At 66.8% G+C, this 21,770-nt stretch carries 20 protein-coding genes; 4 read left to right on the forward strand and 16 right to left on the reverse strand.

Annotated elements, in window-relative coordinates; genetic code table 11:
• Positions 1 to 283: 283 nt before the first annotated feature.
• The 14 genes from U5760_RS16820 to U5760_RS16885 form a co-directional block, all read right to left on the reverse strand.
• The gene (locus tag U5760_RS16820) at positions 284 to 1,705 is read right to left on the reverse strand and encodes an MFS transporter (protein WP_322013336.1); all 1,422 of its coding nucleotides are present in this window, start codon (positions 1,703 to 1,705) and stop codon (positions 284 to 286) included.
• Between the two features lie 28 nt (positions 1,706 to 1,733).
• The gene (locus U5760_RS16825; RefSeq protein WP_322013337.1) at positions 1,734 to 2,990 is read right to left on the reverse strand and encodes an NAD(P)/FAD-dependent oxidoreductase; all 1,257 of its coding nucleotides are present in this window, start codon (positions 2,988 to 2,990) and stop codon (positions 1,734 to 1,736) included.
• Positions 2,987 to 3,949, reverse strand: coding sequence for a VOC family protein (locus tag U5760_RS16830; RefSeq protein ID WP_322013339.1), 963 nt, complete (start codon positions 3,947 to 3,949; stop codon positions 2,987 to 2,989). Before U5760_RS16830 ends, U5760_RS16825 begins: the two co-directional genes overlap by 4 nt.
• Positions 3,950 to 4,016: 67 nt before the next feature.
• Entirely contained in the window at positions 4,017 to 5,558 is a 1,542-nt protein-coding gene (locus U5760_RS16835) for an aldehyde dehydrogenase (RefSeq protein ID WP_415914119.1), read from the reverse strand.
• 56 nt (positions 5,559 to 5,614) lie between these two features.
• The gene (locus U5760_RS16840; protein ID WP_322013341.1) at positions 5,615 to 6,436 is read right to left on the reverse strand and encodes an aspartate dehydrogenase; all 822 of its coding nucleotides are present in this window, start codon (positions 6,434 to 6,436) and stop codon (positions 5,615 to 5,617) included.
• On the reverse strand, positions 6,429 to 8,087 hold the full coding sequence (locus U5760_RS16845; RefSeq protein ID WP_322013342.1) for a thiamine pyrophosphate-binding protein: 1,659 nt from the start codon (positions 8,085 to 8,087) through the stop codon (positions 6,429 to 6,431). The genes U5760_RS16840 and U5760_RS16845 overlap by 8 nt, the downstream gene beginning before the upstream one ends.
• Complete coding sequence (locus tag U5760_RS16850) at positions 8,080 to 8,907, reverse strand: SDR family oxidoreductase (protein WP_322013344.1); 828 nt, start codon at positions 8,905 to 8,907, stop codon at positions 8,080 to 8,082. Before U5760_RS16850 ends, U5760_RS16845 begins: the two co-directional genes overlap by 8 nt.
• A complete protein-coding gene (locus U5760_RS16855) occupies positions 8,904 to 9,779 on the reverse strand; it encodes an IclR family transcriptional regulator (protein WP_322013346.1) in 876 nt (291 codons plus the stop codon). Before U5760_RS16855 ends, U5760_RS16850 begins: the two co-directional genes overlap by 4 nt.
• The gene (locus U5760_RS16860) at positions 9,780 to 10,682 is read right to left on the reverse strand and encodes an alpha/beta fold hydrolase (protein WP_322013598.1); all 903 of its coding nucleotides are present in this window, start codon (positions 10,680 to 10,682) and stop codon (positions 9,780 to 9,782) included.
• A gap of 34 nt (positions 10,683 to 10,716) precedes the next feature.
• Positions 10,717 to 11,256, reverse strand: a complete 540-nt coding sequence (locus U5760_RS16865; protein WP_322013348.1) for a cupin domain-containing protein — start codon at positions 11,254 to 11,256, stop codon at positions 10,717 to 10,719.
• A gap of 40 nt (positions 11,257 to 11,296) precedes the next feature.
• On the reverse strand, positions 11,297 to 12,067 hold the full coding sequence (locus U5760_RS16870; protein WP_322013351.1) for an SDR family oxidoreductase: 771 nt from the start codon (positions 12,065 to 12,067) through the stop codon (positions 11,297 to 11,299).
• Positions 12,060 to 13,151: an aromatic ring-hydroxylating dioxygenase subunit alpha gene (locus tag U5760_RS16875; protein ID WP_322013352.1), complete on the reverse strand. Its 1,092-nt coding sequence runs from the start codon at positions 13,149 to 13,151 to the stop codon at positions 12,060 to 12,062. The genes U5760_RS16870 and U5760_RS16875 overlap by 8 nt, the downstream gene beginning before the upstream one ends.
• 57 nt (positions 13,152 to 13,208) lie before the next feature.
• Positions 13,209 to 13,520 (reverse strand): recombinase-like helix-turn-helix domain-containing protein, encoded by a 312-nt coding sequence (locus U5760_RS16880; RefSeq protein ID WP_322013353.1) that lies wholly within the window; start codon positions 13,518 to 13,520, stop codon positions 13,209 to 13,211.
• Between the two features lies 1 nt (position 13,521).
• A complete protein-coding gene (locus U5760_RS16885; protein ID WP_322013354.1) occupies positions 13,522 to 13,836 on the reverse strand; it encodes a non-heme iron oxygenase ferredoxin subunit in 315 nt (104 codons plus the stop codon).
• A 436-nt stretch (positions 13,837 to 14,272) separates the two neighbouring features.
• Between U5760_RS16885 and U5760_RS16890 the strand changes: the two genes are divergently transcribed.
• Complete coding sequence (locus U5760_RS16890) at positions 14,273 to 15,364, forward strand: porin (protein WP_322013355.1); 1,092 nt, start codon at positions 14,273 to 14,275, stop codon at positions 15,362 to 15,364.
• 73 nt (positions 15,365 to 15,437) lie between these two features.
• On the opposite strand, the gene U5760_RS16895 is transcribed toward U5760_RS16890, so the two are convergent.
• Both U5760_RS16895 and U5760_RS16900 read right to left on the reverse strand, forming a co-directional pair.
• Positions 15,438 to 16,433: an IclR family transcriptional regulator gene (locus tag U5760_RS16895; RefSeq protein ID WP_322013356.1), complete on the reverse strand. Its 996-nt coding sequence runs from the start codon at positions 16,431 to 16,433 to the stop codon at positions 15,438 to 15,440.
• A gap of 192 nt (positions 16,434 to 16,625) precedes the next feature.
• Complete coding sequence (locus U5760_RS16900) at positions 16,626 to 17,534, reverse strand: LysR family transcriptional regulator (protein WP_322013357.1); 909 nt, start codon at positions 17,532 to 17,534, stop codon at positions 16,626 to 16,628.
• 129 nt (positions 17,535 to 17,663) lie between these two features.
• Here U5760_RS16900 and U5760_RS16905 point away from each other — a divergent pair, with 129 nt between their 5' ends.
• The 3 genes from U5760_RS16905 to U5760_RS16915 all read left to right on the forward strand — a co-directional run bounded on the left by U5760_RS16905 (position 17,664) and on the right by U5760_RS16915 (position 21,758).
• Complete coding sequence (locus U5760_RS16905; RefSeq protein WP_322013358.1) at positions 17,664 to 18,683, forward strand: NAD(P)-dependent alcohol dehydrogenase; 1,020 nt, start codon at positions 17,664 to 17,666, stop codon at positions 18,681 to 18,683.
• Between the two features lie 284 nt (positions 18,684 to 18,967).
• Positions 18,968 to 20,218, forward strand: a complete 1,251-nt coding sequence (locus U5760_RS16910; RefSeq protein WP_322013359.1) for an ROK family transcriptional regulator — start codon at positions 18,968 to 18,970, stop codon at positions 20,216 to 20,218.
• Entirely contained in the window at positions 20,205 to 21,758 is a 1,554-nt protein-coding gene (locus U5760_RS16915) for a sugar ABC transporter ATP-binding protein (RefSeq protein WP_322013362.1), read from the forward strand. The genes U5760_RS16910 and U5760_RS16915 overlap by 14 nt, the downstream gene beginning before the upstream one ends.
• The last annotated feature ends 12 nt before the right edge of the window (positions 21,759 to 21,770 follow it).

A 21,770-nucleotide genomic window follows, 5' to 3' on the forward strand; every position in this document is an offset into this window, starting at 1 on the left:
AAAACATCGCACTTCGGCCCTTCCAGCAACATGCCCACCCAACTCGGTCGGGGAACGAGGCAGGCACCGCGATCAATACCAGGGGATCCTTTTCTTTATAGTCGAATCCGGCACGCTCACCAAGCTGCTGCGCGCGGAAGTCATTCGTTGAGCATGGCGAACGAGTTCCTTCGCACATTCAGTCGAAACCGGCAGGCATTTGATTGCCTCAGCAATGAAAATGGCGCGCCCGAGGGCGCGCCATGTGCTGCTGAATGGAAACCGCTGGAAACGTTCCCGCTCGTCAGGCTTCGAGCTGCTCCAGCACCTTGCCCTTGGTCTCGATGCCGAGCCGGTGCACCGCGAGCGCCGCGAGAAACGGCACGGCCGCGAGGATGTAGAACGCCACGTCCAGATTGCCACCGATCATCGTCTTCGAAACGATGGTGGGTGCGAAGATCGCCGCCACCTTGAGCCACGCGCCGCCCATGCCGCACCCCATCGCGCGGATGCTGGTGGGATAGAGCTCGGGGGTATACACGTAGGCGGTAATGAAGCCGCACGCGAGGAAACCCAGCGCAAGCGCGCAGAACGTCGCGACCACGTATACCGACATCGCGTGGCACACCCCCGCCAGCGCGAGCGAAAGCCCGCACAGCACGAACGAGACGTTGATGATGGGCTTGCGGCCCACCTTGTCGACGAGCAGCGCGCAGGTCAGCGAGCCCAGCACGCCCAGCACCGAAGCCCCCACCGCCAGGTTCAGCGCCAGTTGCAGCGGCGCGTGATAAATCGTGCGGTAGATCGTGGGCAGCCAGGTGGAGAGGCCGTACTGGATGAAGCCGCAGGTCATCCACAGCATGGCCACGGCAATCGAGCGCTTCAGATACGCCGGGCCATACAGATCCTTCACGCGGCGTTCGGGGTGGCGGTTGACGAGCGCGTCGAACTCCGCCGCCTGCGAAATCGGTTCGAGCACACCTTTCACCTTGCGCTCGAAAGCGCTCACGGCGCGATGCGCATCGTCCAGACGATGGTGCTCGGCAAGCCAGCGCGGCGACTCGGGCACGAGACGGCGCAGCGTGAAGAACAGGATAAGCGGCATGCCGCCGATGAAGTACATGGCCTGCCAGCCGAAGCGCGGCACGATCCAGGCACCCAGCGCATTAGACGCGAGCAGTCCGATCGGGAACACGATTTCGTAGAGCAGCACGAAGCGCCCGCGCCCGTGCGCGCGGCTGATCTCGTTGATGTAGGTGGCCGCCACCGGCAGTTCGCCGCCCAGGCCGAAGCCCTGTACCACGCGCAGCGCGGCGAACACGAGGAAGCTCGGCGCGAAGCCGCATGCAATGCTCGTCACGCCGATGATGCCCGAACTCCACGCAATCGCGCGCACGCGGCCGTGCCGCTCGGCGAGCCACGGGAACAGGAACGCGCCGAACAATTGCCCGACCGAACCGGAAGCGATCAGAAAGCCGATCTCCCACGGCGTGAGGTGCCACTTCTGGATGAGGATCGGCAGCGTCGCGGCGATCGCGATCACGTCGAAGCCATCGAAGAACGTGGCAAGGCCGATGAGGATGCGGGCGCGCACCTGCATCGCATTGGTCGGCAGGCGTTCCAGCCGCGCGATGATCGAACCGCGCGTATGCGGCTCGTTGCCATCCGCAACCGCTGCCGCGGCTGTGGCGCCCTGCCGCCCGATGAAGTTATCGATGGTTCCCATGCGTCTCGTCCATTCCCGTAGGGTTGATTCAGGCAAGCGCCTTGCTGGTGTCGGTCAAGGTCGACAGATCGACCGCACGGCCCTGGCTCATCCATTTGCGCGCGAGCTTGAGGTCGCGCGCCGCGTTGATCGCAATGACGCCGCGCAGGTTGCCCTCTTCCACGAAGAAGAGCGTCGCGCGCCTGTCGTCCAGGCTGCCGCGCACCGCGAGCGCGGCGTCGGCCGGCAGGTCGCCGAGGATCTGCAGATTCACGTCGTATTGATCGGACCAGAACCACGGAATCTCGGCATACGGCACCTTCACGCCGAGCACGGCCTTCGCCGCCGCGATCGCCTGGTTCTGCGCATTGGCCCACGATTCCAGCCGCACGCGGCGCTTGAGCCAGGCGTTCGGATGATTCGCCACGTCGCCGCAGGCGAACACGCTGGGGTCGGCGGTGGCGCCGAATTCGTCCACCACGATGCCGTCCGCGACCGCCAGACCCGCGCTTTCCGCCAGCGCCGTGTGCGGCGCGAGGCCGATGCCGGCCACGACGAAATCGGCGTCGAGCGTCGAGCCGTCCGCGAACGTCGCGCGCACGCGGCCCGCGTCTTCCGGGTGATCTTCGAGCGAGACGAGCGCCGCGTTCAGGCGCACGTCCACGCCGTTCGCGCGGTGCAGGTTCAGCAGGAAGTCGGAGACGAGCGGCGGCAGCGAGCGCGCGCACAGGCGCGGCGCCCCCTCCACCACCGTGGCCGCGACGCCGAGCTTGCGCGCCGTGGCCGCCACTTCGAGGCCGATCCAGCCGCCGCCCACCACCAGCACGCGCTGGCTCGCGCGCAGGCGCTCGCCCAGCGCCACGGCTTCGTCGAGCGTGCGCAGATAGGTGATATGCGCGGTCTTCGCGACGCCCGGCGGCAGCCGGCGCGCCGCGCCGCCGGTGGCGATCACGAGGCGGTCGTACTGCACCTCGCGGCCCGTGCAGGTCGTCACGACACGCGCCGCGCGGTCGATCTTCGTGGCGCAGTCGGGCTGCCAGGCCTCCACGTTCAGCGCCGCGAATTCGTCGGGCTTCACGATGCGCACGGTTTCGATATCCGCATCGCCCGACAGCACCGCCTTCGACAGCGGCGGCCGCTCGTACGGCAGGTGGATTTCGTCGGCGATCATCACGAGGCGGCCGTCGAAGCCCTCCTTGCGCAGCGTCTTGACGACCCAGCCCGCCGCCTGGCCACCGCCGATCACGACGACCGTGCGCGGCGCATCAAGCGCTTGCTGCGCCTCCTGCGTGCCTTCGGTGCTCATTGCTTACGCTCCGTCATGAACTTGCCCTCCGGCGCCTGCGCGTTCTTCTGGCGGCGCGTGTTGCCGTCGAGACCGCCATCCACGGCCCATTCGGCGAACACCGTCGGGCCCGGCTCGAAATCGCGCGGCTGCCACTCCGGCGTGAGCACGTCTTCGTCGGCGTAATACTCGATCAGGCCGCCCGCCGGGTTCTTGAAGTACCAGAAGTACGCCGACGAAACCGGATGCCGGCCCGGGCCCAGTTGCGTGGTCCAGCCGCAGCGGCTGATATGCAGCCCGCCGCCAAAGACTTCGTGGATGTCGCGCACCGTGAACGCCACGTGGTTCAGCCCCTTCCTGCCGTCGGGCAGCGCGAGCAGGAACAGGTCGTGGTGGCCGCCGTGCGGCGCGCAGCGCATGAACGCGCCGCGATCCGGATAGCGGTCCGAGGTCTCGAAGCCCAGCAGTTCGTGATAGAACGCCTCCTGCTCGGCGAGGCAGTTCGTGAAGAACACCACGTGGCCCACTTCTACCGGCTCGGCACGTTCGTAAACCGGCGAAGGCTGGTCGACGCGCAGCGTCTGCCCCCAGACGTTCGAAGGCGAGCCCTTCACGTCGATCTCGCGGCGGCGCGTGACTTCCACGCGAATCGCCATGCCGGCCGGGTCGTAGCAGCCCACGGCCTCGTCAGTCGAGTAATAGCCGGGCTGGCCCTTCAGGCGCTCGCGCAAGGCGTCCAGTTCTTCGCGCGTGGCCACGCCCCACGTCACTTCGCGCAGCGTCGGGCCGGCTTCGAAAGCGGCGGGCAGCGACGGATCGGCCGCGTCGGCCACAAGCACGGTGCAGCCGTTCAGCGTTTCGAAACGCGCGCGCGCTTCGTCGTGTGCCACCTCCTTCATGCCCCAGTCCGCAAAAAAACGGCGGCAGGTTTCGAGGTCGGTCACGCCGTAGGTAATCTGTTCGATGCCAAGTATCGTCATGGTTGAAACTCTCTAGTAGCGCCGGCCGTGTATCAGGCCAAGTGTCAGGCCGGGTGTCAGGCGGGTGTCAGGCCCTGGCCCACGGCAGCGGTGCGTCGTTCAAGCCCCAGTAGAGACTCTTCTGCTGCATGTATTCGCGAATGCCGAGCCGCCCTTTCTCGCGGCCCATGCCGCTGTCCTTCCAGCCCGAGAACGGCGTGGAGATCGAGAACAGTTTGTATGTATTGATCCAGACAGTGCCTGCTTCCAGCGCGCGCGCCACGCGCCAGGCGCGCCTGTAGTCGCGCGTCCAGATGCCGGCGGCGAGGCCGAACACGCTGTCGTTGGCCTCCTTGATGAGCGCGGCTTCGTCGTCGAACGGCATCGCCACCAGCACCGGCCCGAAGATTTCCTCCTGGCAGATGCGCGCACTGTTCTGGAGTCCTTCGAGAATGGTCGGCTGATAGAAGAAACCGTCGTCGCGCCCGTCGCCCACCGGACGCTCGCCGCCGCACAGGAGACGCCCGCCCTCTTCGAGCCCGAGCGCCACATAGCGCTCCACCGTTTCGCGGTGCTTCGCCGTGATGAGCGGGCCCATTTGGGTGTCGGGCTGCGCCGGGTCGCCCACGCGCAGCTTGCGCGCGCCTTCCACGAGGCGCTTCATGAAGGCGTCGTAGATGCCGCGCTGCACGAACAGACGCGAGCCGGCAATGCACGCCTCGCCCGACGAACTGAAGATGCCGTACAGCACGCCGTTCACGGCATGGTCGAGGTCGGCGTCGTCGAACACGATGGTGGGGGACTTGCCGCCCAGTTCCAGCGAGACCGGCATGAGCTTTTCCGCCGCGATGCGTGCGATGCCGCGGCCCACGTCGGTGCCGCCCGTAAACGACACTTTCTTCACGAGCGGATGGCGCACCAGCACGTCGCCGATCACCGAGCCCTTGCCGGGCAGCACGCTCAGCACGCCTCTCGGCACGCCCGCTTCCTCGCAGATGCGTGCGAGCGCGAGCGAAGCGAGCGGCGTGACTTCCGCCGGCTTGAGCACCACCGAGTTGCCGCCCGCCAGCGCCGGGGCGAGCTTCTGTGCGTCGGAGGCGATCGGCGAATTCCACGGCGTGATCGCTGCAATGACACCGATGGGTTCGTACACGCTCATCGTCAGATAGTCGCCGCGCGAGGGCGTGAGCTCCTCGTCGAGCGTTTCGAGGCACGCCGCGTAGTAGCGGAACGTGTTCGCCGCGCTCGCCACGAGCGCCCGCGTTTCGCCGATGGGCTTGCCGTTGTCGCGACGTTGCAGGTTCGCCAGCGCTTCGTGACGCTGCGTGATGAGGTCGGCGATGCGGTACAGCACGAGCGCACGCTGATGCGGCTTGAGCCCGGCCCAGTCGGCGCGGCGCCAGGCGGCGTCGGCGGCCACGATGGCCTCTTCGGCGTCCTCGGCGCTCGCCTGCGAGACTTCCAGGTTCAGCGACTGGTCGGCCGGATACACGCTCGCGTAAGGTGCCGCGCGCCCGGGACGCCATTCGCCGCCGATCAGGATGTCGCCGTTGGGCACCAGCCCATGTACCTGGTCATGTACCAGTCCATGCACCGGGTCACGCAAAGAGCTCGTATCGAAAGCAGTCATTTCACAGTTCCTCATACGGCGGGGGCGGTTTCTTCGGCGCCCCCGCCACGACTTCATCAGATCACGCAGCACGCGGCCCGGTTGCGCAGCGCGCGAATCGCGCTATACGCGGTGAGCGCCGAGGTCTTCGGGTTATCCGGCAGCGGCTTGCCGCACATCTCCAGCGACATCTCGCCGAACGCCCCGCGCGCGACGATGCGGTGCACGTTGCGCTCGACCGCCGGATCGGCGATCAGGCGCACGCTCGTCTGGTCGAGGCCCAGGCCCGCCAGCGCGATGGTGGCCGCCACGTTGGCGTTCTTCGGAAAGAGTCGCGCCGCTTCGCGCGCGCTGCCTTCGAAAATCACGCGCTCGCTGGTCAGCGCACGCAGGTCGCACACGTCCTCGGCCGGCGTATCGAGCCAGCCGAGCGGCGGCTTGCGCCCCGTGTACAGCACCTCGTCGAGGCCGCCGAGTCTCGCCGCCGAAAGCGCATCGATCCCGCCGATCGCGCCCGACAACAGCGTGAGCGTGGCATGGCCCTGGTCGGCCGCAAGCGAGAGGCGTTCGAGCAGATCGACTTCCGAGAGCGCGCCAATGGAGGCCACCGCGCAATCCGTGCCGGCTTTCAGGAGCGGCATGACGTGATCGACGAGCGCGCCGTGACCCGCGCATTCGAGCGCGAACTGCGGACGGCGGGAGAGCGCCGCGACCGAGGACACCACTTCAACCGAAGCGCCCACCACCTCGCGCACCTGGCGTGCGTGCTGCTCGGGCACGATCACGTGCGAAACGTGGACCAGCGGATCGGCGGCGACGGCACGATACACCGTCTGCCCGATCGCGCCGAAGCCGATCATCGCGACATCGACCGGCGCCTGCATCGCGGCATTAGGCATGTTGCGGCTCCTCCTTGCGCACCGGCGGGCCCGCGAAGACGGTCTCGAAGCTACCCACCGACTTCATGTCCACTTCGAGCAACACGGGACCCTCGAACGCGAGACCTTCGCGGATCGTGGCGTCGGCGTCGTCGAGCGACGAGAGGCGGTAATGCTTCAGGCCGAGGCTCGCGCAGAACTGGGCGAAGTCCGGCTGGTGCAGATCGACGAACATGCGGCGGCCGCCGTACTGCGCATCCTGGATGTTGCGGATCACGCCGTAGCACTGGTCGTTCATCAGCACGATCATCACGTTGGCCTTTTCCTGCACGGCCGTTGCGAGTTCGCCCACGTTGACCATCAGGCCGCCGTCGCCCACGAGGCACACGGTCTTCGCGGCGGATCCTGCCAGCGCCGCGCCAATCGCCATCTGCATGCCCTGGCCGATGCCGCCGCCGAGCGCGTGCACGCCGGCACGCGGGCTGAAGATCTTCAGCAGACGGTTGCCCCAGGTGCTGTTCGAGATCGTCACGTCGCGCACCCAGTTGTAGTCGCGGCCCACCGCATGCTGCAGCGACTCCACGAGGCGGCGATACGGGCCGAGGCCCCTGGCCGTTTCCGCAATCGCAGTCTCGCGCGCGGCCGCCAGGTCCGCCGCGAACTGCGGATCGACCTTCAGCCTGCCTTCGAGCTTCGTTGCGAGCGCATCGAGCACCGCCGCCGAATCGCCGTGCACGAACAGCGTGTTGCGATAACCGCGGTTGTCCGCCAGCGCGTCCGCATCCACGCGATAGAGCGGCTGCGGCAGGGCGAGCTTGTACTTGAGCGTTTCGTTGCCGCGCAGGCGCGAGCCCACCACGAGCATCGCGTCGCAGGTCTTGTAGAAGCGCTCGACCGGGCCGCTCACGTTGAAGGCGCCGAGCGTCGCCGGATGGTCTTCGGGCAGCACGCCGCGGCCCTGTACGCTCGTCACCACGCCGAAGCCGAGCGCCACGAGACGCTCGACCGCCGCGCGGGCATGACGCGCCCCGCCGCCGAGCCACAGCAGCGGACGCTTCGCATGGGCGAGCGCATTCGCGAGCTCTTCCACGCGTGCCTCGTCGTGCGTGAGCGCCGTGAGGTGCGGCGCGCCGAGATCGGCGGGCCATTCGGTGATCGCAGCCTGGATGTCGATAGGGATCTCCACGCTCACGGGGCCGCCCGGCGCCGTGCGCGCCACGCGCACCGCTTCGCGGATCGTGGGCAGCGCGGTTTCGACCGAGCGCACGCGGAACGCGGCCTTCGAGATCGACGAGAGCATCGTCAACTGGTCCGGCGCTTCGTGGATGTACGCGAGATCCTGATCGAGGTATTCGGTTTCGATCTGGCCGGTGATGTGCAGGAGTGCCGTGCCTGCGGTCAGCGCTTCGACCATCGCGCCCGCCGCATTGCCCGCCGCCGTGCCCGTGCTCGTGAACGCCACGCCGAGGCCGCCCGAGACGCGCGCCAGCCCGTCCGCCATGTTGACCGCGCCCGCTTCGCCGCGCGCGCCGACGTAGCGGATCTTGCCGCGGCGGCCAATGGCGTCGAGGATCGGCATGTTATGAATCGAGATCACGCCGAAGCTGGTCTCAACGCCGCATTGTTCGAGAAAAGCGGCAATCAGTTCGCCGACGGTGGTTGTGTTAGACATGACGTGCTACGCCTCCAGATACATCGATATGACTGCCCGTCGTATAGGACGACAGGGACGTGGCCAGATAAAACAGTGCCTGGGCCGCTTCTTCGGGACGACCGAAACGACCCAGCGGAATGTGTTTCTTGCGGGCGAGCTCGCTCGTCCAGTCCTGCCAGCTTTGGCCCGCTGCCTGCGCGTTTGTGTCCGCTTCGTAGCGGCGACGCCACTGGCCCGACTCCACAATGCCGATCAGGATGGAGTTCACGCGGATCTGCTCCGGCGCGAGTTCGCCCGCCAGCGACTTGATGAGGCTCAGCACGCCCGCGCGTGCCGACGAAGTCGCCACCATGTGCGGCTCCGGCTGCAGCGCGAGCAGCGAGTTCACGCAGACGATGGCGGCATTGCCCGTGCCTTTGCCCTGTTTCGCCGCGCTGCGCAGCATCGGCAGGAACGCGCGCGTCGGGCGGATGATGCTGAAGTATTTGAGGTCGAGTTCCTCGCGCCACGCTTCGTCGGTGGTATCGGCGAAGGTGGAAACGCGGCCCTGGCCTGCGTTGTTCACCAGCATGTCGGCACGGCCAAAGCGCGCCTGCACCTCGCCCGCGAAGGCCGCCACTTCTCCGGCGTCCAGCACGTCGCAGCGCGCGGCGAGCAACTGCGCCTGCGGGAACCGTTCGCGCAGATCGCTCCCGGCGCGGGCAAGACGCCCGGCATCGCGGCCGCAGATCGCCACCGAAGCGCCGGCCTGCAAAAAGAGTTCGGCGGTCGCGAACCCGATGCCGGACGAACCGCCCGTCACCACCGCGACCTGACCGGTCAAGTCGATTTGAATCATCTGATCCCCAATGCCTTCATGTACGGGTTGGCGGGCTGCGCGCCGCTTCCGGGCCGGTAATTGAGCCGCTTCGAGAGTTCGGCGGCCGCCCGCCGGACCTTGTCGATCAGGCCGCCGTCCAGCAGTTCGGCGTCGATGGCGGGACGCGGGATCGTGGTGGTGATCACGGCGGCGATGCGGCCCGTATCGTTGCGCACCGGTGCCGACACCACCGAAATCCCGCGCTCGAACGACGACTCGCTCACGGCGTAACCTCGTTCGGCATCCTCACGGATGCGGGCAAAGAGTTCTTCGACGGTATCGGGCGTCTGCGGCGTGAAGCGTTCGAGCGCCGGTTCCGGATAGAGCGCGCGCAACTCGTCGAGCGTGAAGTCGCTCATCAGCACCTGGCCGTGCGTGGTCGCGTGCGCCGGCAGGCGCGTGCCCACGTTCACCTTCACCGAACTGAAGATCGGTGCGTGGCTTTGTGCCTTCGCGACGAAGACGATGTCGCGTCCGTCGCGAATCACGATGTGCGAGGTGAGGCCGGTTTCGTCGCGCAGCGCTTCGATGAGCGGCAGTCCGAGATCGGTCAACTCCAGCGAGCTCAGGTACTCGAAGCCGAGGCGCAGCACGGCCACGCCCAGGCGATAGTTGCGCTCGCGCTCCGCGCGTTCGAGAAAACCGAGCGCTTCGAGCGTCTGCAAGAGACGGAACACCGTCGTGCGCGGAATGCCCAGGCGCCGCGACAGTTCAGGCGCGTCGAGCACCGGCTCGCGCGGCGAGAATTCGGTGAGAATGCGCAGGCCCCGTTCCAGACCGGGCACGCGATAGTTCGTGTCGCTGCGGTCTTCGTCGGCATCGGGAGCCGTGCGGGCGAGATCGGCCGTCATTCAGAAACTCCGTTGTTCTTCGGCCGCGCGGCAGAACGCGTCGATCAACGCGCTATACGCCGCGGGCGCTTCGATATAGCCGGCATGGCCCGCGCCCGGCACGATCTCGAACGGCGCATGCGCCGCTGCGGCCAGCCGCTCGCAGGCGGCGGGCGGAGTGATCGTGTCGTCCGCGCCTGCTGCCACGCCGACCTTGCCCCGAAACGTCGCGAGGTCGGCCGCGAGATCGGCGTTCGCGAGCAGATGCGTCGCTTGCGCGTAACCGTGCGGCAGCACGCGCGCCATGTTCCAGCGCACCCAGGCCCGCGCCGCGTCGGCGGCGTGCGGCGAAAGCATGTTGGCGCTGCGTTCTGCCGCGAGCCCGGCCGGGCCGAGTTCCGCCAGCATAGCGAGGCGCGTATCGCGCTTCTGCGCGCGTAATGCCTCGCTCGACGCGCCATAGCCGCCTGCGGGAGAAATCAGCAGCAGCCCCGCCAGCCGCTGCGGATTCGCCACCGCGAAAGCGCCGGCCATGATCGCGCCGAGCGAATGCCCCACCAGCACGCAGCGTGCGATACCCAGTGTGTCGAGCCAGCCGGCCAGCCGTGCGGCATAGTCGGCGGCAACGGGCGAAGCGGCCGCGACCGGCGTGGAATCGCCATACCCCGGCGCATCCCACGCCAGCACGCGGCGCGTGCCGCCCAGCGTGTCGAGCTGCTGGATCCAGGAGGCGGCCCCGGAACCGATACCGTGCAGCAGCACGAGCGGCAACGCCTCGCCGCACAGCGCGTGCGATTGGCCCGCTTCGCGATACCCCACGCGCACACCACCCGTCTGCGTGACCTGGGCCGGGAAGCGCACAAGGCGGGCTTCGAACGGCGCGGCAGAATCGGCGGTCGAGGTGGACGTGGCGAGGGTATTCACGGTCGTGGTTCCGATGACAGTCAATCTGGAATCCTTACTTCTGCATATCGCGCTTGATCTTCGCGAGCGGCGAATCCGGCGGATAGGTCGGCGTAATCGGTTTGGACGACCCGAGCATCACGCACATCAGCGCATCTTCCTCGCCGATGTTGATTTCCGTGCGGTACACGCCGGGCGGCACCGAAATGAGATCGCGCTCGCCGAGCACGGCTTCCCAGGTCTCGCCGTCCTTCTCGCAGATCACCTTCATCTTGCCGCGCAGCACGAAGAAGATTTCTTCCACGTCGATATGAATGTGGCTCGGGCCGATGTTGCCGGCCGGAATCACCATGGTCGAGAACGTGAAGCCGCCCGCGGGCACCGTGTTCACGTCCTTTGCCACGCCCGTGCCGCCCGTGCCCACATAGCGCATCTGCGCGCGGCGGTACTTCGGGTCGTAGTCGGCCTGGAACTTCAGTGCGTCCCAGTCGTAACGACGCGTCGCGTAGCGCGCCACGCGGCTGTCCATCCACTGTTCGAAGCTGGCGTCGTCGGGACACTCCCACGATTTGCGCTCGAGATCGGCATCGGCCATCGCTTTCTCCTTTAGGTTCAATACTGTCGGTTCGACAAGATCAATGCATCACGAAGCCGCCGTTCACCGGCAGCAGCTGGCCCGTCACGAAGCGCGCGGCTTCGGAGAGCAGAAACAACACCGGGCCCGTCACGTCGTCGGGCACCTGCGGGCGGCGCAGCGCGCGGCCTTCGAGGTAGTACGCGTGGCGATCGGCCGGCACGTAGGCCGTCGCTTCCACTTCCGTGAGACCCGGCGCGATGGCGTTCACGGTGATGCCGCAGGCGCCGAACTCGCGCGCGAGCGAATGCGTCATGGCGATCACGGCGCCCTTGCTGGCCACATAGGCAAGCAGCCTGGGCGCGCCCCACAGCGCCGTGTCCGAGGCGATGTTCACGATCGCCCCGTGGCCCGAGTCCGCGAGCCAGCGCTGCGCCGCCGTGCACACGAGCCACGTGCCGCGCACGTTGACGTTCATCACGGCGTCCCAGGTTTGAACGCTCAGTTCGTGCGCGAGCTTGCCGCCCGAGTTCGTGATCGCCGCGTTGTTGATGAGGCCGTCGATGCCGCCCATGCGCTGCGCTGCGTTTTCGACGAATGCGTGGATGCTCTGCGGCTGCGCCAGATCGAGCGGCACATAACCCACGTCGTGCCCCTGCGCGGCCAGCGAGTCCGCGAGCGCCGCACCGGCTTCGTGCAGCACGTCGCCGAAGGTCACGCGTGCGCCCGCGGCGGCCAGCGCCGTGACGAACGCCGCGCCCAGACCGCGCGCGCCGCCCGTCACGACAACGCGCCGGCCCGCGAGGCTCGCCTGCGTCGCGGCGTTATGCATGGCTGTGACCCGCCGCGGCTTGCGCCGCCTGTGCGCCCTGCTGCGAACGCCAGGCGTCGAGGTCGGCGAAGTCCTGCTGCGCGCGTTGGCGCAGCATGCGGCGCACGCGCGTCATGCCCACGTCGTGCTGATAGAGGAATTCGTGATCGCGTGCATTGGGCGCGAGGCTTTCGAGTACGTAACGATCCTGCTCCAGCACCGCCCAGTGCAGCCCTTCCAGACGATTGCGATACAGGAAGCGCCACGCGTCGCGTTGCCAGCCCTGCACCTTGCGCGTGCGCCAGAAATAAACCTGGCAGTTCTTTTCATCGACGGGGACGGCGAAGCCGATGATGCCGAAGTTGCCGCCCGGGCCGAACTTCTTCTTGTACGGAATCGCGAGGCGCATCCAGAGGCAACCCGTCTCGCCCAGCTCCACCCAGTCGAAGTTCACGTCGCGCTGGCCCACCTTCTCGAACATGAGACCGGTGTCGGTCTTGCGCACGCGCATGTCGGCCTGTTTGTCGCCTTCGGCCATCGAGTGCGAGGTGGCATGCAGATAGGCGCCGTGCATGGGGTCCATCACGTTGTCGATCGCGTACTGGTAATTGCAGGTCCAGTTCGAAACGCAGAGGAACTGCGAATACTCCGCATCGACCAGTTCTTCCGGCAGCACGAGCGGGGCGGGTTCCTTGTGCGCATCGTCGCCGAACCACAGAAACACCGCGCCCGCATGCTCTTGTGCCGGATAGGACTTCACGCACTTCTGGCCTTCCAGAGGGCACGACGCCACGGCCGGCACGCTCTTCACGGTGCCGCCGCCGTCGACTTCGATGCCGTGATACCAGCACGCCACGCGGTCGCCGAGATTCCAGCCGAGCGAGAGACGCGCGCCACGGTGCGGGCAGCGGTCTTCCAGCGCGTGGACGTTGCCGTCCTGGTCGCGCCACAGCACGATCTGGTCGCCAAGACGCGTGATGCCGATGGGCGCGCTGCCCACTTGCCAGCTCGGCACAACGGGATACCAGTAATTACGCAGGCCGCGGTCGAGATAGTCGCGGATCGGATCGGCGGCGCCGGCCGCTTCGATGGTGGGGGACGTCATCTGGGGACTCCGGGTACTGATTCGATGAGACGGTGAGGCGGTTGTCAAGGCGCCCGCTTATTCGGCGAGCAGGCGGAATTCGGCGCTCAGTCGCTCCGCGGTCCACGGCGCGCCTTCGGGTGTGCGAAAGCCCACGCGATTCAGCCCTGCCACCACCTCGTCGAGTTCGACGGCGCCGGCTTCGAACACCTTTTCGAGCGCGTCGCCAAAGTCGTTTTCATATTGCGTGGGCTCGGCCTTGCGCGTTTGCCACACGAGGTTCTGCGCCTCGCCCGGCTGCTCGATCACGCCCTTGCCCGCGACGTTGTTCGGTTGCGGTGCGAGCCACGGCTTGAGCCACGGATTGAAATTCACGGGGATTTCACGCATGTCATTCCACCTTGATCTGGATTTCTTCACCGGCGAGGCGGACCGCGTATCGCTTCAGATCGCGGCCGCCGGGTTCCTTGAGGCACTTGCCGGTCGGGATATGGAACACGGCTTCGTGCAGCGGGCATTCGACGGTGTCGCCGTCGATGAAGCCCTGCGTCAGCAACGCGTACGCATGGGGGCAGACGTTTTCGAGCGCATAGATCTCGTTGCCCACCTTGTAGATGCCGATTTCGGTGCCGTCGAGCTTGTACTCGAGCGGTGCGTCATCGGACAGATCGCCGGCATGACCGGCACAGCGCCATTCTTCAGCCATTTCTCACCTTTCCAGGGGACTTATGTTCCATACAAGGAACATTAGTTTATGTATGGTCATTATAGGAGCCGTCCCAAGCTGTGAAAATAAAATTCGCGCACGCCTGGGGAAAACACCGATCAATCATTGGAAAGGCGCAAGAAAGGTGCACGAACAACCTTCTCTACAGTCTTGTAATGATTGCCATAACGCGCATTACGGCAGGCTTTCCACAGACCAATAGAGCGCGTAGTTGCGGCTGCGACACAGGGTAATCACCCTCCCAAAAAAGTATTTTGGCGACTCGGGAGAGACTCTATACTTTCCATAGGCGTTACGTCTGTCCATATATGGAACAAACGACTCGCAGTGTAGCCGACCAAAAAAGAAGCGGTGAGTACGCCAGAGGGTTTCGAGAGATTGAGCAGGCCGATACCAGTCTTCGGCCATTCGTCATATGTTGAGGAGTCCAAAGTTGAAGCACGTCATTGTCGCGGGACTGACCGGAATCTGCGCCGTTTCGAGCGCATGGGCACAAAGCAGCGTCACCCTGTACGGCAGCCTCGATGCCGGTGTCGCCTATATCAGCAACGTCGGGGGCAGCAGCAAGTGGATGGAGGAACAGGGCAACACGCAGCCGGACCGCTGGGGCCTGCGCGGCGCCGAAGATCTGGGCGGCGGCCTGAAGGCGATCTTCCAGCTTGAAAACGGCTTCTATACGAACACGGGCGCGATGGCATCGTCGGGCACGCTCTTCAACCGCCAGGCCTTCGTGGGCCTCAGTTCCGACCAGATCGGCTCGTTGACGCTCGGCCATCAAACGCCGTTCTCATTCGACATCCTCGATCCGTTCAGTACTGCCTACGTTTCCGGAAACTGGTACGCCTTCCACCCCGGCAACATCGACGAGCTTGCGGACACGGGTATCGTGCCGTTCAACAACTCCGTGAAATTCCGCTCGGCGAACTGGTATGGCTTCACGGCGGGCGCCATGTTCGGCTTCGGCAATACCACGAACTTCTCGACCGGCCGCACGATGAGCTACGCGCTCACCTATTCGACCGGCGCGTTCAAGGCCGGCGCGACGTGGTCGAACGAGCACGACCGCTCGGTATCGATCTCGACCATCGGCCTCGCCACGTTCCAGGGCCAGCCCGCCGCGACCTATACGGCCGACAAGGTGGAAAACATGGGCATCGGCGCCTCGTACGATTTCGGCAAGGTGCTGCTGCACGGCCTCTACACGCGCACGAAGCTGCAGTCGGCCGGTTATTCGGACACCTTCCAGAGCTACGATGCCGGCGCGAACTACCAGGTCACCGTTGCCAACGCGATTGTGAGCGGTGCGTCCACCTCAACGCTCTCGGGCCGCCGCTGGACCCAGTTCGTGATCGGCGACATGTACTCGCTTTCGAAAGCGACGCAGGTGTACGTGGACGTGCTGTACGAGCACGCGAATTCGGAAGCGCAGGCAGCGTTCTTCACCGCGGGCGTTTCGAGCGGACGCAACCAGACGAGCGTGGTCACGGGTATCCATCACTCGTTCTAATGCCGGGATGAGGGAGTCGCGCGGAGGGTCGCCCTCCGCGCAAAAGCCTCGCCCGGATCGTACTACCCGGAATTCAGAAGAAACCGGCAGGCAGCGAACGGCTGCGCGCCGCGCGGGCGGCCGTGGGATCGTTGGCGCGGGGCCGGTAGTTCAGGCGCGTGGACAGGTCGATGGCCGCACCGCACACCGCCGCGATCAGCGGCGCACGCTCGGCGTCGCCGCCAATATCGGAGCGCGGCACCGTCGCCGTGATGGCCGCCACGATCCTGCCCGTCTGGTCGCGCACCGGCGCGCTCACCACCGAAATCCCCGTTTCGAACGAAGCCTCCGAGAGCGCGTAGCCCTGCTCGGCACTCTCGCGCACGCGCGCGTAGAGGTCGGCCACCGTAGCGGGCGTGCGGTCCGTGAAGCGTTCGAGCTGCTTCTCCGGATAAAGCGCGCGCAGTTCGGCCAGCGTGAGGTCGCCCATCAGCACCTGGCCATGCACCGTGGCATGCGCGGGCAAACGCGTGCCCACGTGCACCTTCACCGAGCTGAACATGGGATCGCGCGTCTGCGCCTTGGCGACGAACACGATATCGCGGCCATCGCGGATCAGCAGATGCGTGCTCAGGCCCGTCGAATCGCGCAGGCGTTCCAGCACGGGCTGACCGAAATCCGTGAGTTCGAGCGAGCTCAGATACTCGAAGCCGAGACGCAGCACGGCCACCCCGAGGCGAAACTGCTTGTCGCCATTCACGCGTTCGAGAAAGCCGAGCGCTTCGAGCGTCTGCAGCAGGCGAAAGGTGGTCGTGCGCGGAATGCCGATGCGTCGCGACAGTTCGGGCGCGCCCAGCACCGGCTCGCGCGCCGAGAATTCCGTGAGGATGCGCAAGCCTCGCTCGAGGCCGGGCACGAGATAGGTGGACGCGCCCGCGCCTTCTTCGTCGGCGCCTTCCTGCGCGCCCTCGGACAAGGCTGCGGATTCCGGCACGACGCTCTCATCGTCGTTGCCGTTGGGCGTCTCGCTCCTGTGCGGCCCGCTGCCGCTGCTGCGGCGGGCGGCGCCGGTCGTGTTCTGTTTGGCCATTGGCGGCTGGTGTCTGCTTGTCTCTACTTGTTTCGGTGGAACGTCTCGTTGACCTTCGAATGATAGCGCGAAGCGTGTCGTTTTCCGGAGGCTTGCGATGTCGGCACGCCCTCGCCGGAAGCCACAAGCCCTTAGCCGGGCAACCTGCCCGGGTGGCCCTACCCGGGTGGCCCTGCCCGGGCGGCCCATTCATCAGATCTTCGCGAGCATGGGCGGAATTCGGGCGACGAACGCATCCACGGCCACCCGCACCTTGGGCGGCGTATGGCGCGCTTTCTGCCGCACCACGTGCACCTCGGCACCGAGCACGCTGCGGCTGTCCAGCACGAGCGCAAGCCGCCCGTCGCGCAGATACGGGCCCATCAGCCAGCACGGCAGCCACGCGAGTCCCGCGCCGGCCGCGGCCGCATCGGCAATGGCCTGCAGATCGTCGAAATGCAGCCGCGCAGCGGGGCGCCATTCCTGGGTCTCGCCGTCCGGGCCGAGCACGCGCCACGGCGCGCTTTGCCCCGCTCGGCCATAGGCAATGCCGGTGTGCGCGGCCAGATCGGCGAAATCGACAGGCTTGCCGTACCGCGCGAGATACTCGGGCGACGCGCAGATCCCCATGCCCTGCACGCCCAGCCGCCGCGCGACGAGAGTAGCGTGGTCGGGCAGCGTGCCGATGCGCACGGCGAGATCGAAGCCGTCTTCCACCAGATCGGTAACGCGGTCGCTGAACGACAGTTCGATATCGAGCCGCGGATATGCATCCACCAGCGCGCGCACCACGGGCGCCACGCACTGCCGCCCGAACAGCACGGGTGCCGTGATGCGCAGCCGCCCGGCCGGCTCGCGGCGGCCGTGATCGAGTGCGGCCTCGGCGGCGCCGAGATCGGATAGCACGCGGCGGCACTGCTCGTAATAGGCGTGGCCTTCGTCCGTGAGGCTCAGGCTGCGCGTGGTGCGTTGCAGGAGCCGCACGCCCAGGCGCTGCTCCAGCCGCGCGACCACCTTCGCCACGGCCGAGCGCGTCACTCCCAGGCGCTCCCCGGCGGCCGCGAAGCTGCCGGCCTCCACCACATCGACGAACTCCTCGACACCTCTCAACCGGTCGGTCATTACGTTGCCTCTTTTTGGATGGATCCCCTCAGTTTGGATCCCCACAGGCGACAGTAAGTAGCTTCAATCTCGCCAATGTGTCCCTGCGAGCAACATTATCATAGTTGCTCCAACCGAACGGGAGCAGCCATGAATGCATGGAAACTGAAGGCGGGCGCGGGCATCGGCGGACTCGCCCGCGCCGATATCGCGCCCCGCCAGCCGGGGCCGCACGACGTCGTCGTGAGGATTCACGCGGCGGGGCTCAACTATCGCGACCTGATGTTCGCGCGCGGCGACTACCTGGGGCTAGGCGAGACGCCGCTCGTACCCGTCGCCGACGGCGCGGGCGAAGTGGTAGAGGTGGGCCACGCCGTGACCCGCTTCAAACCGGGCGACCGTGTCATCAATACCTACTTCCCGAACTGGGTCGACGGCACCCCGGTTCCGCGCAAGGTCGACGTCTCGCCGGGTGCGCAAGTGGACGGCGTGCTGGCCGAACGCTTCGTCGAAAACGAAGAGGCGTTCGTCGCGATTCCGGCACACCTCTCCTACGAAGAAGCCGCGACGATCTCGTGCGCGGGCATCACCGCCTGGAACGCGCTCTTCGCCGACGGCGGCGCCCAACCAGGCTCGACTGTCGTGCTGCTCGGCACGGGTGGCGTATCCATCTCGGCGCTCCAGCTTGCGCACGCAGCCGGCTTGCGCACACTTATCACCTCGTCCAGCGACGAAAAGCTCGCACGCGCCCGTCAACTGGGCGCCGACGAAACGATCAACTACACCGCCACGCCGGAATGGCAGAACGAAGTCTTGCGCCTCACAGGCGGCGCGGGGGCCGATATCGTGGTGGAAGTGGGCGGCCGCGATACGCTGCCCCGCTCGATCGCCGCCGCGAAGCTGGGCGGCACGGTTTCGATCATCGGCGGCGTGAGCGGGTTCGCCGGGCCCGAGCTTCCGCTCCTGCCGGTGATCGGCGGCATACGGCGGCTGCAGGGCATCATGGTGGGCAGCCGCGCGATGCTGGAAGACGTGACCCGGCTTGTTGCCGCCCGACAGATCCGGCCGGTGGTGGACCGCGTGTTCGACTTCAACGAAGCGCCTGAAGCCTATGCGTGGCTTCAGGGTGGCAAGCACTTCGGCAAGATCGTGATTCGCGTGGCGCAATAGTCCGCGTCGGGCACATCCGCTGCCTCGAATAATCCACAGGAATCCTGTCTATTTTTGGCGAGACGCGGCAGCCGTTGCCGCCCTCGCCCTCTCCGCCCCGGCATCGCCCCTCGCGATGCCACGCCCCGCCTGCTTCCGCCGATCATTCATATCGGACATTCCACCTGCGCGCGCCTCCCGCGGGATTTCCCCAGGCTGACACATTTGCGTTTCCGTCATTAAATAAATCAACATGATTTAATTAATGACGGCCGCAGCGCCGTCGTCCTCATCGGAGGAGACACGTGAGAAGTCCGCATGTCGGACAGGGCAGCAATTCCGCCAACGTCCGCCGGTTCAACGAGCGCCTCGTGCTGCAGGCGCTGCGCCGCGCCGGCGAGGCTTCGAAGGCGGATCTCGCGCGGCTTGCGAACCTCACGAGCACGGCGGTGGGCAGCATCATCACCTCGCTGATCGACAACGGCCTCATCGAAGTCACGGGCCGTCGCCTCGACGGTCAGCGCGGCCAGCCAGCCTCGCTGCTGCGCCTCGACCCGCGCGGCGCGTTCGCCATCGGCGTGCGGCTCGACCGCACCAGCATCGAAACCGTGCTCGTCAATTTCGCAGGCCAGATGATCGCGCGGCGCTCGCACGACCTGCTGCTGCCGCTGCCGCCCACAGCCCAGGAAATCGTGCAGCGCGACATCCGCGATCTGTTGTCGCGGCTCGATGCCGGCGAGCGCAGCCGCATCGCCGGCATCGGCGTGGCGCAGCCCTACAACCTCGGCAGCTGGCTGCGCGAGCTGGGCCTGCCCGCCGATCCCTTCCGCGTGTGGAACGACGTCGATTTCGCGGGCGAGCTGGGCCGCGCGCTCGCACTGCCCGTCTTCAGCGAAAACGACGGCAACGCGGCCGCCATCGCCGAGCTCTTCTACGGCTGCGGACGCCAGCGCGATGACTTCATCTACCTGTTCCTCGGCCCGGCCATCGGCGGCGGCATCGCCATCGACGGCGACTGCGTGCGCGGCCTCACCGGCAATGCGGGCGACTTCGCCGTCATGCCGGTGCCGCCCGGCCGCCTGCCTTCGGCGGCCCAGCCGCCGGGCAAATGGGACATCCTGCTTTCGCGCGCCTCGCTGATTTCGCTGCGGCGGCATCTGCGCTACTACGGCGAGACCGTGGATAGCCGCGCCGATCTCGAGGCCTGCATCGCCCGCGGCCATCCCGCCGTGGAGGAATGGCTCGACGATTGCGTCGATGCGCTCGCCCCCGCGCTGCGCGCCTCGCTGTGCGTGCTGGACCTGCGCGCCGTGGTGCTGGATGCGGACGTGGACGCCGGCCTCATCGACACGCTCATGAAGCGCCTGCGCGTGGCGGTGGCCGCCACGGCGCCGGAAGCCAGCATCACACCCGAACTGGTCCGCGGCACGTTCGGCCCCGATGCAGGCGCGCTAGGTGCTGCCACGCTCCCCATGTTCTTCAATTTTTCGCCGCGTGCGGGCATCCTCATGGGCGCCGGCGCGCAAACGCAGGAGGCTAGTCATGCCGCACACTGAACTTCCGGGCCCGCTGCTCGAAATGCGCGGCATCAGCAAGACCTTTCCCGGCGTGCGCGCGCTGGACAACGTGAGCCTCTCGGTGCGCGCCGGCGAAGTGCATTCGCTGATGGGCGAGAACGGCGCGGGCAAATCCACGCTCATGAAGATTCTCTCGGGCGCCTACGAGGCCGATGCGGGCGGCGAAATCCTCATCGAAGGCAAGGCCGTGCAGATCGACGGCCCGCTCGCCGCGCGCGAACTGGGCGTTGCGGTCATCTATCAGGAGCTGAGCCTCGCGCCCAACCTGAGCGTGGCCGAAAACATCTACGCGGGCCGCGAGCTGCGCAAGGGCGGCCGCCGCTTCGGCATGGTGGACCGCAAGGCCATGGAGCGCGACTGCCAGGACGTGCTCACGCGCCTCGGTGCGAGCTTCGGTCCCACTACGCTCGTGGGCTCGCTCTCGATCGCCGAACGGCAGCTGGTGGAAATCGCCCGCGCGGTGCATGCGCAGGCCCGCATCCTCGTGATGGACGAGCCCACCACCCCGCTCTCCTCGCGCGAAACCGAACGTCTTTTCAAGCTCATTCTCCAGCTGCGCGAAGAAGGCCTCGCGATCATCTATATCAGCCATCGCATGGCCGAGATCTACGAGCTTTCGGACCGCGTTTCCGTGCTGCGCGACGGTACTTACGTCGGCACGCTGGAGCGCGAGGCGCTCAATGCGGACAGCCTCGTGAGCATGATGGTGGGCCGCGACATTTCGGGGTTCTACAAGAAAGCGCACGCCCCCTACGATCCGGGCAAGGTGGTGCTCACCGTGCGCGACGTGGCCGACGGCCGCCGCGTGCGCGGTTGCAGCCTCGACCTGCACGCGGGCGAAGTGCTCGGCATTGCAGGCCTCGTGGGCGCGGGGCGCACCGAACTCGCGCGCCTGATCTTCGGCGCGGAGCCGCGCACGAGCGGCGAGATCGCCATCGACGGCCGCACGCTGCACGTGCACACGCCCCGCGACGCGATCAACGCCGGCCTCGTCTATCTGACCGAAGACCGCAAGCACCAGGGCCTCTTTCTCGACATGAGCGTGCGCGACAACATCAACGTCGCCGTGTGCGGGCGCGACGCGCGCTTCGGCGTGCTCGACCGCGCACGCGGCGCGGAGCGCGCGAAGGAAGCGATCCGCTCGCTCTCCATCCGGGTGCCGAGCGCCCGCGTGAACGTGGGCGCGCTTTCGGGCGGCAACCAGCAGAAAGTGCTGCTTTCGCGCCTGCTCGAAACGAAACCGCGCGTGCTGATTCTCGACGAACCCACGCGCGGCGTGGACATCGGCGCGAAGTCGGAGATCTACCGCATCATCAACGAGCTCGCGAAGACCGGCGTGGGCATCATCGTGATTTCGAGCGAGCTGCCCGAGATCATTGGCGTGGCCGACCGGGTGCTCGTGATGCGCGAAGGCGTGTTCGCGGGCGAGGCAGGCGGCTATACCGGCAAGCCCATCACGCAGGAAGCCATCATCGAACTGGCCACCGGCTCGCAGTCCGCGCTGAACGAAGCGGCCTGATCCCATCCGAAC

Source organism: Paraburkholderia sp. J12, from assembly GCF_905220215.1.
In the GTDB taxonomy this organism is placed as follows: domain Bacteria; phylum Pseudomonadota; class Gammaproteobacteria; order Burkholderiales; family Burkholderiaceae; genus Paraburkholderia.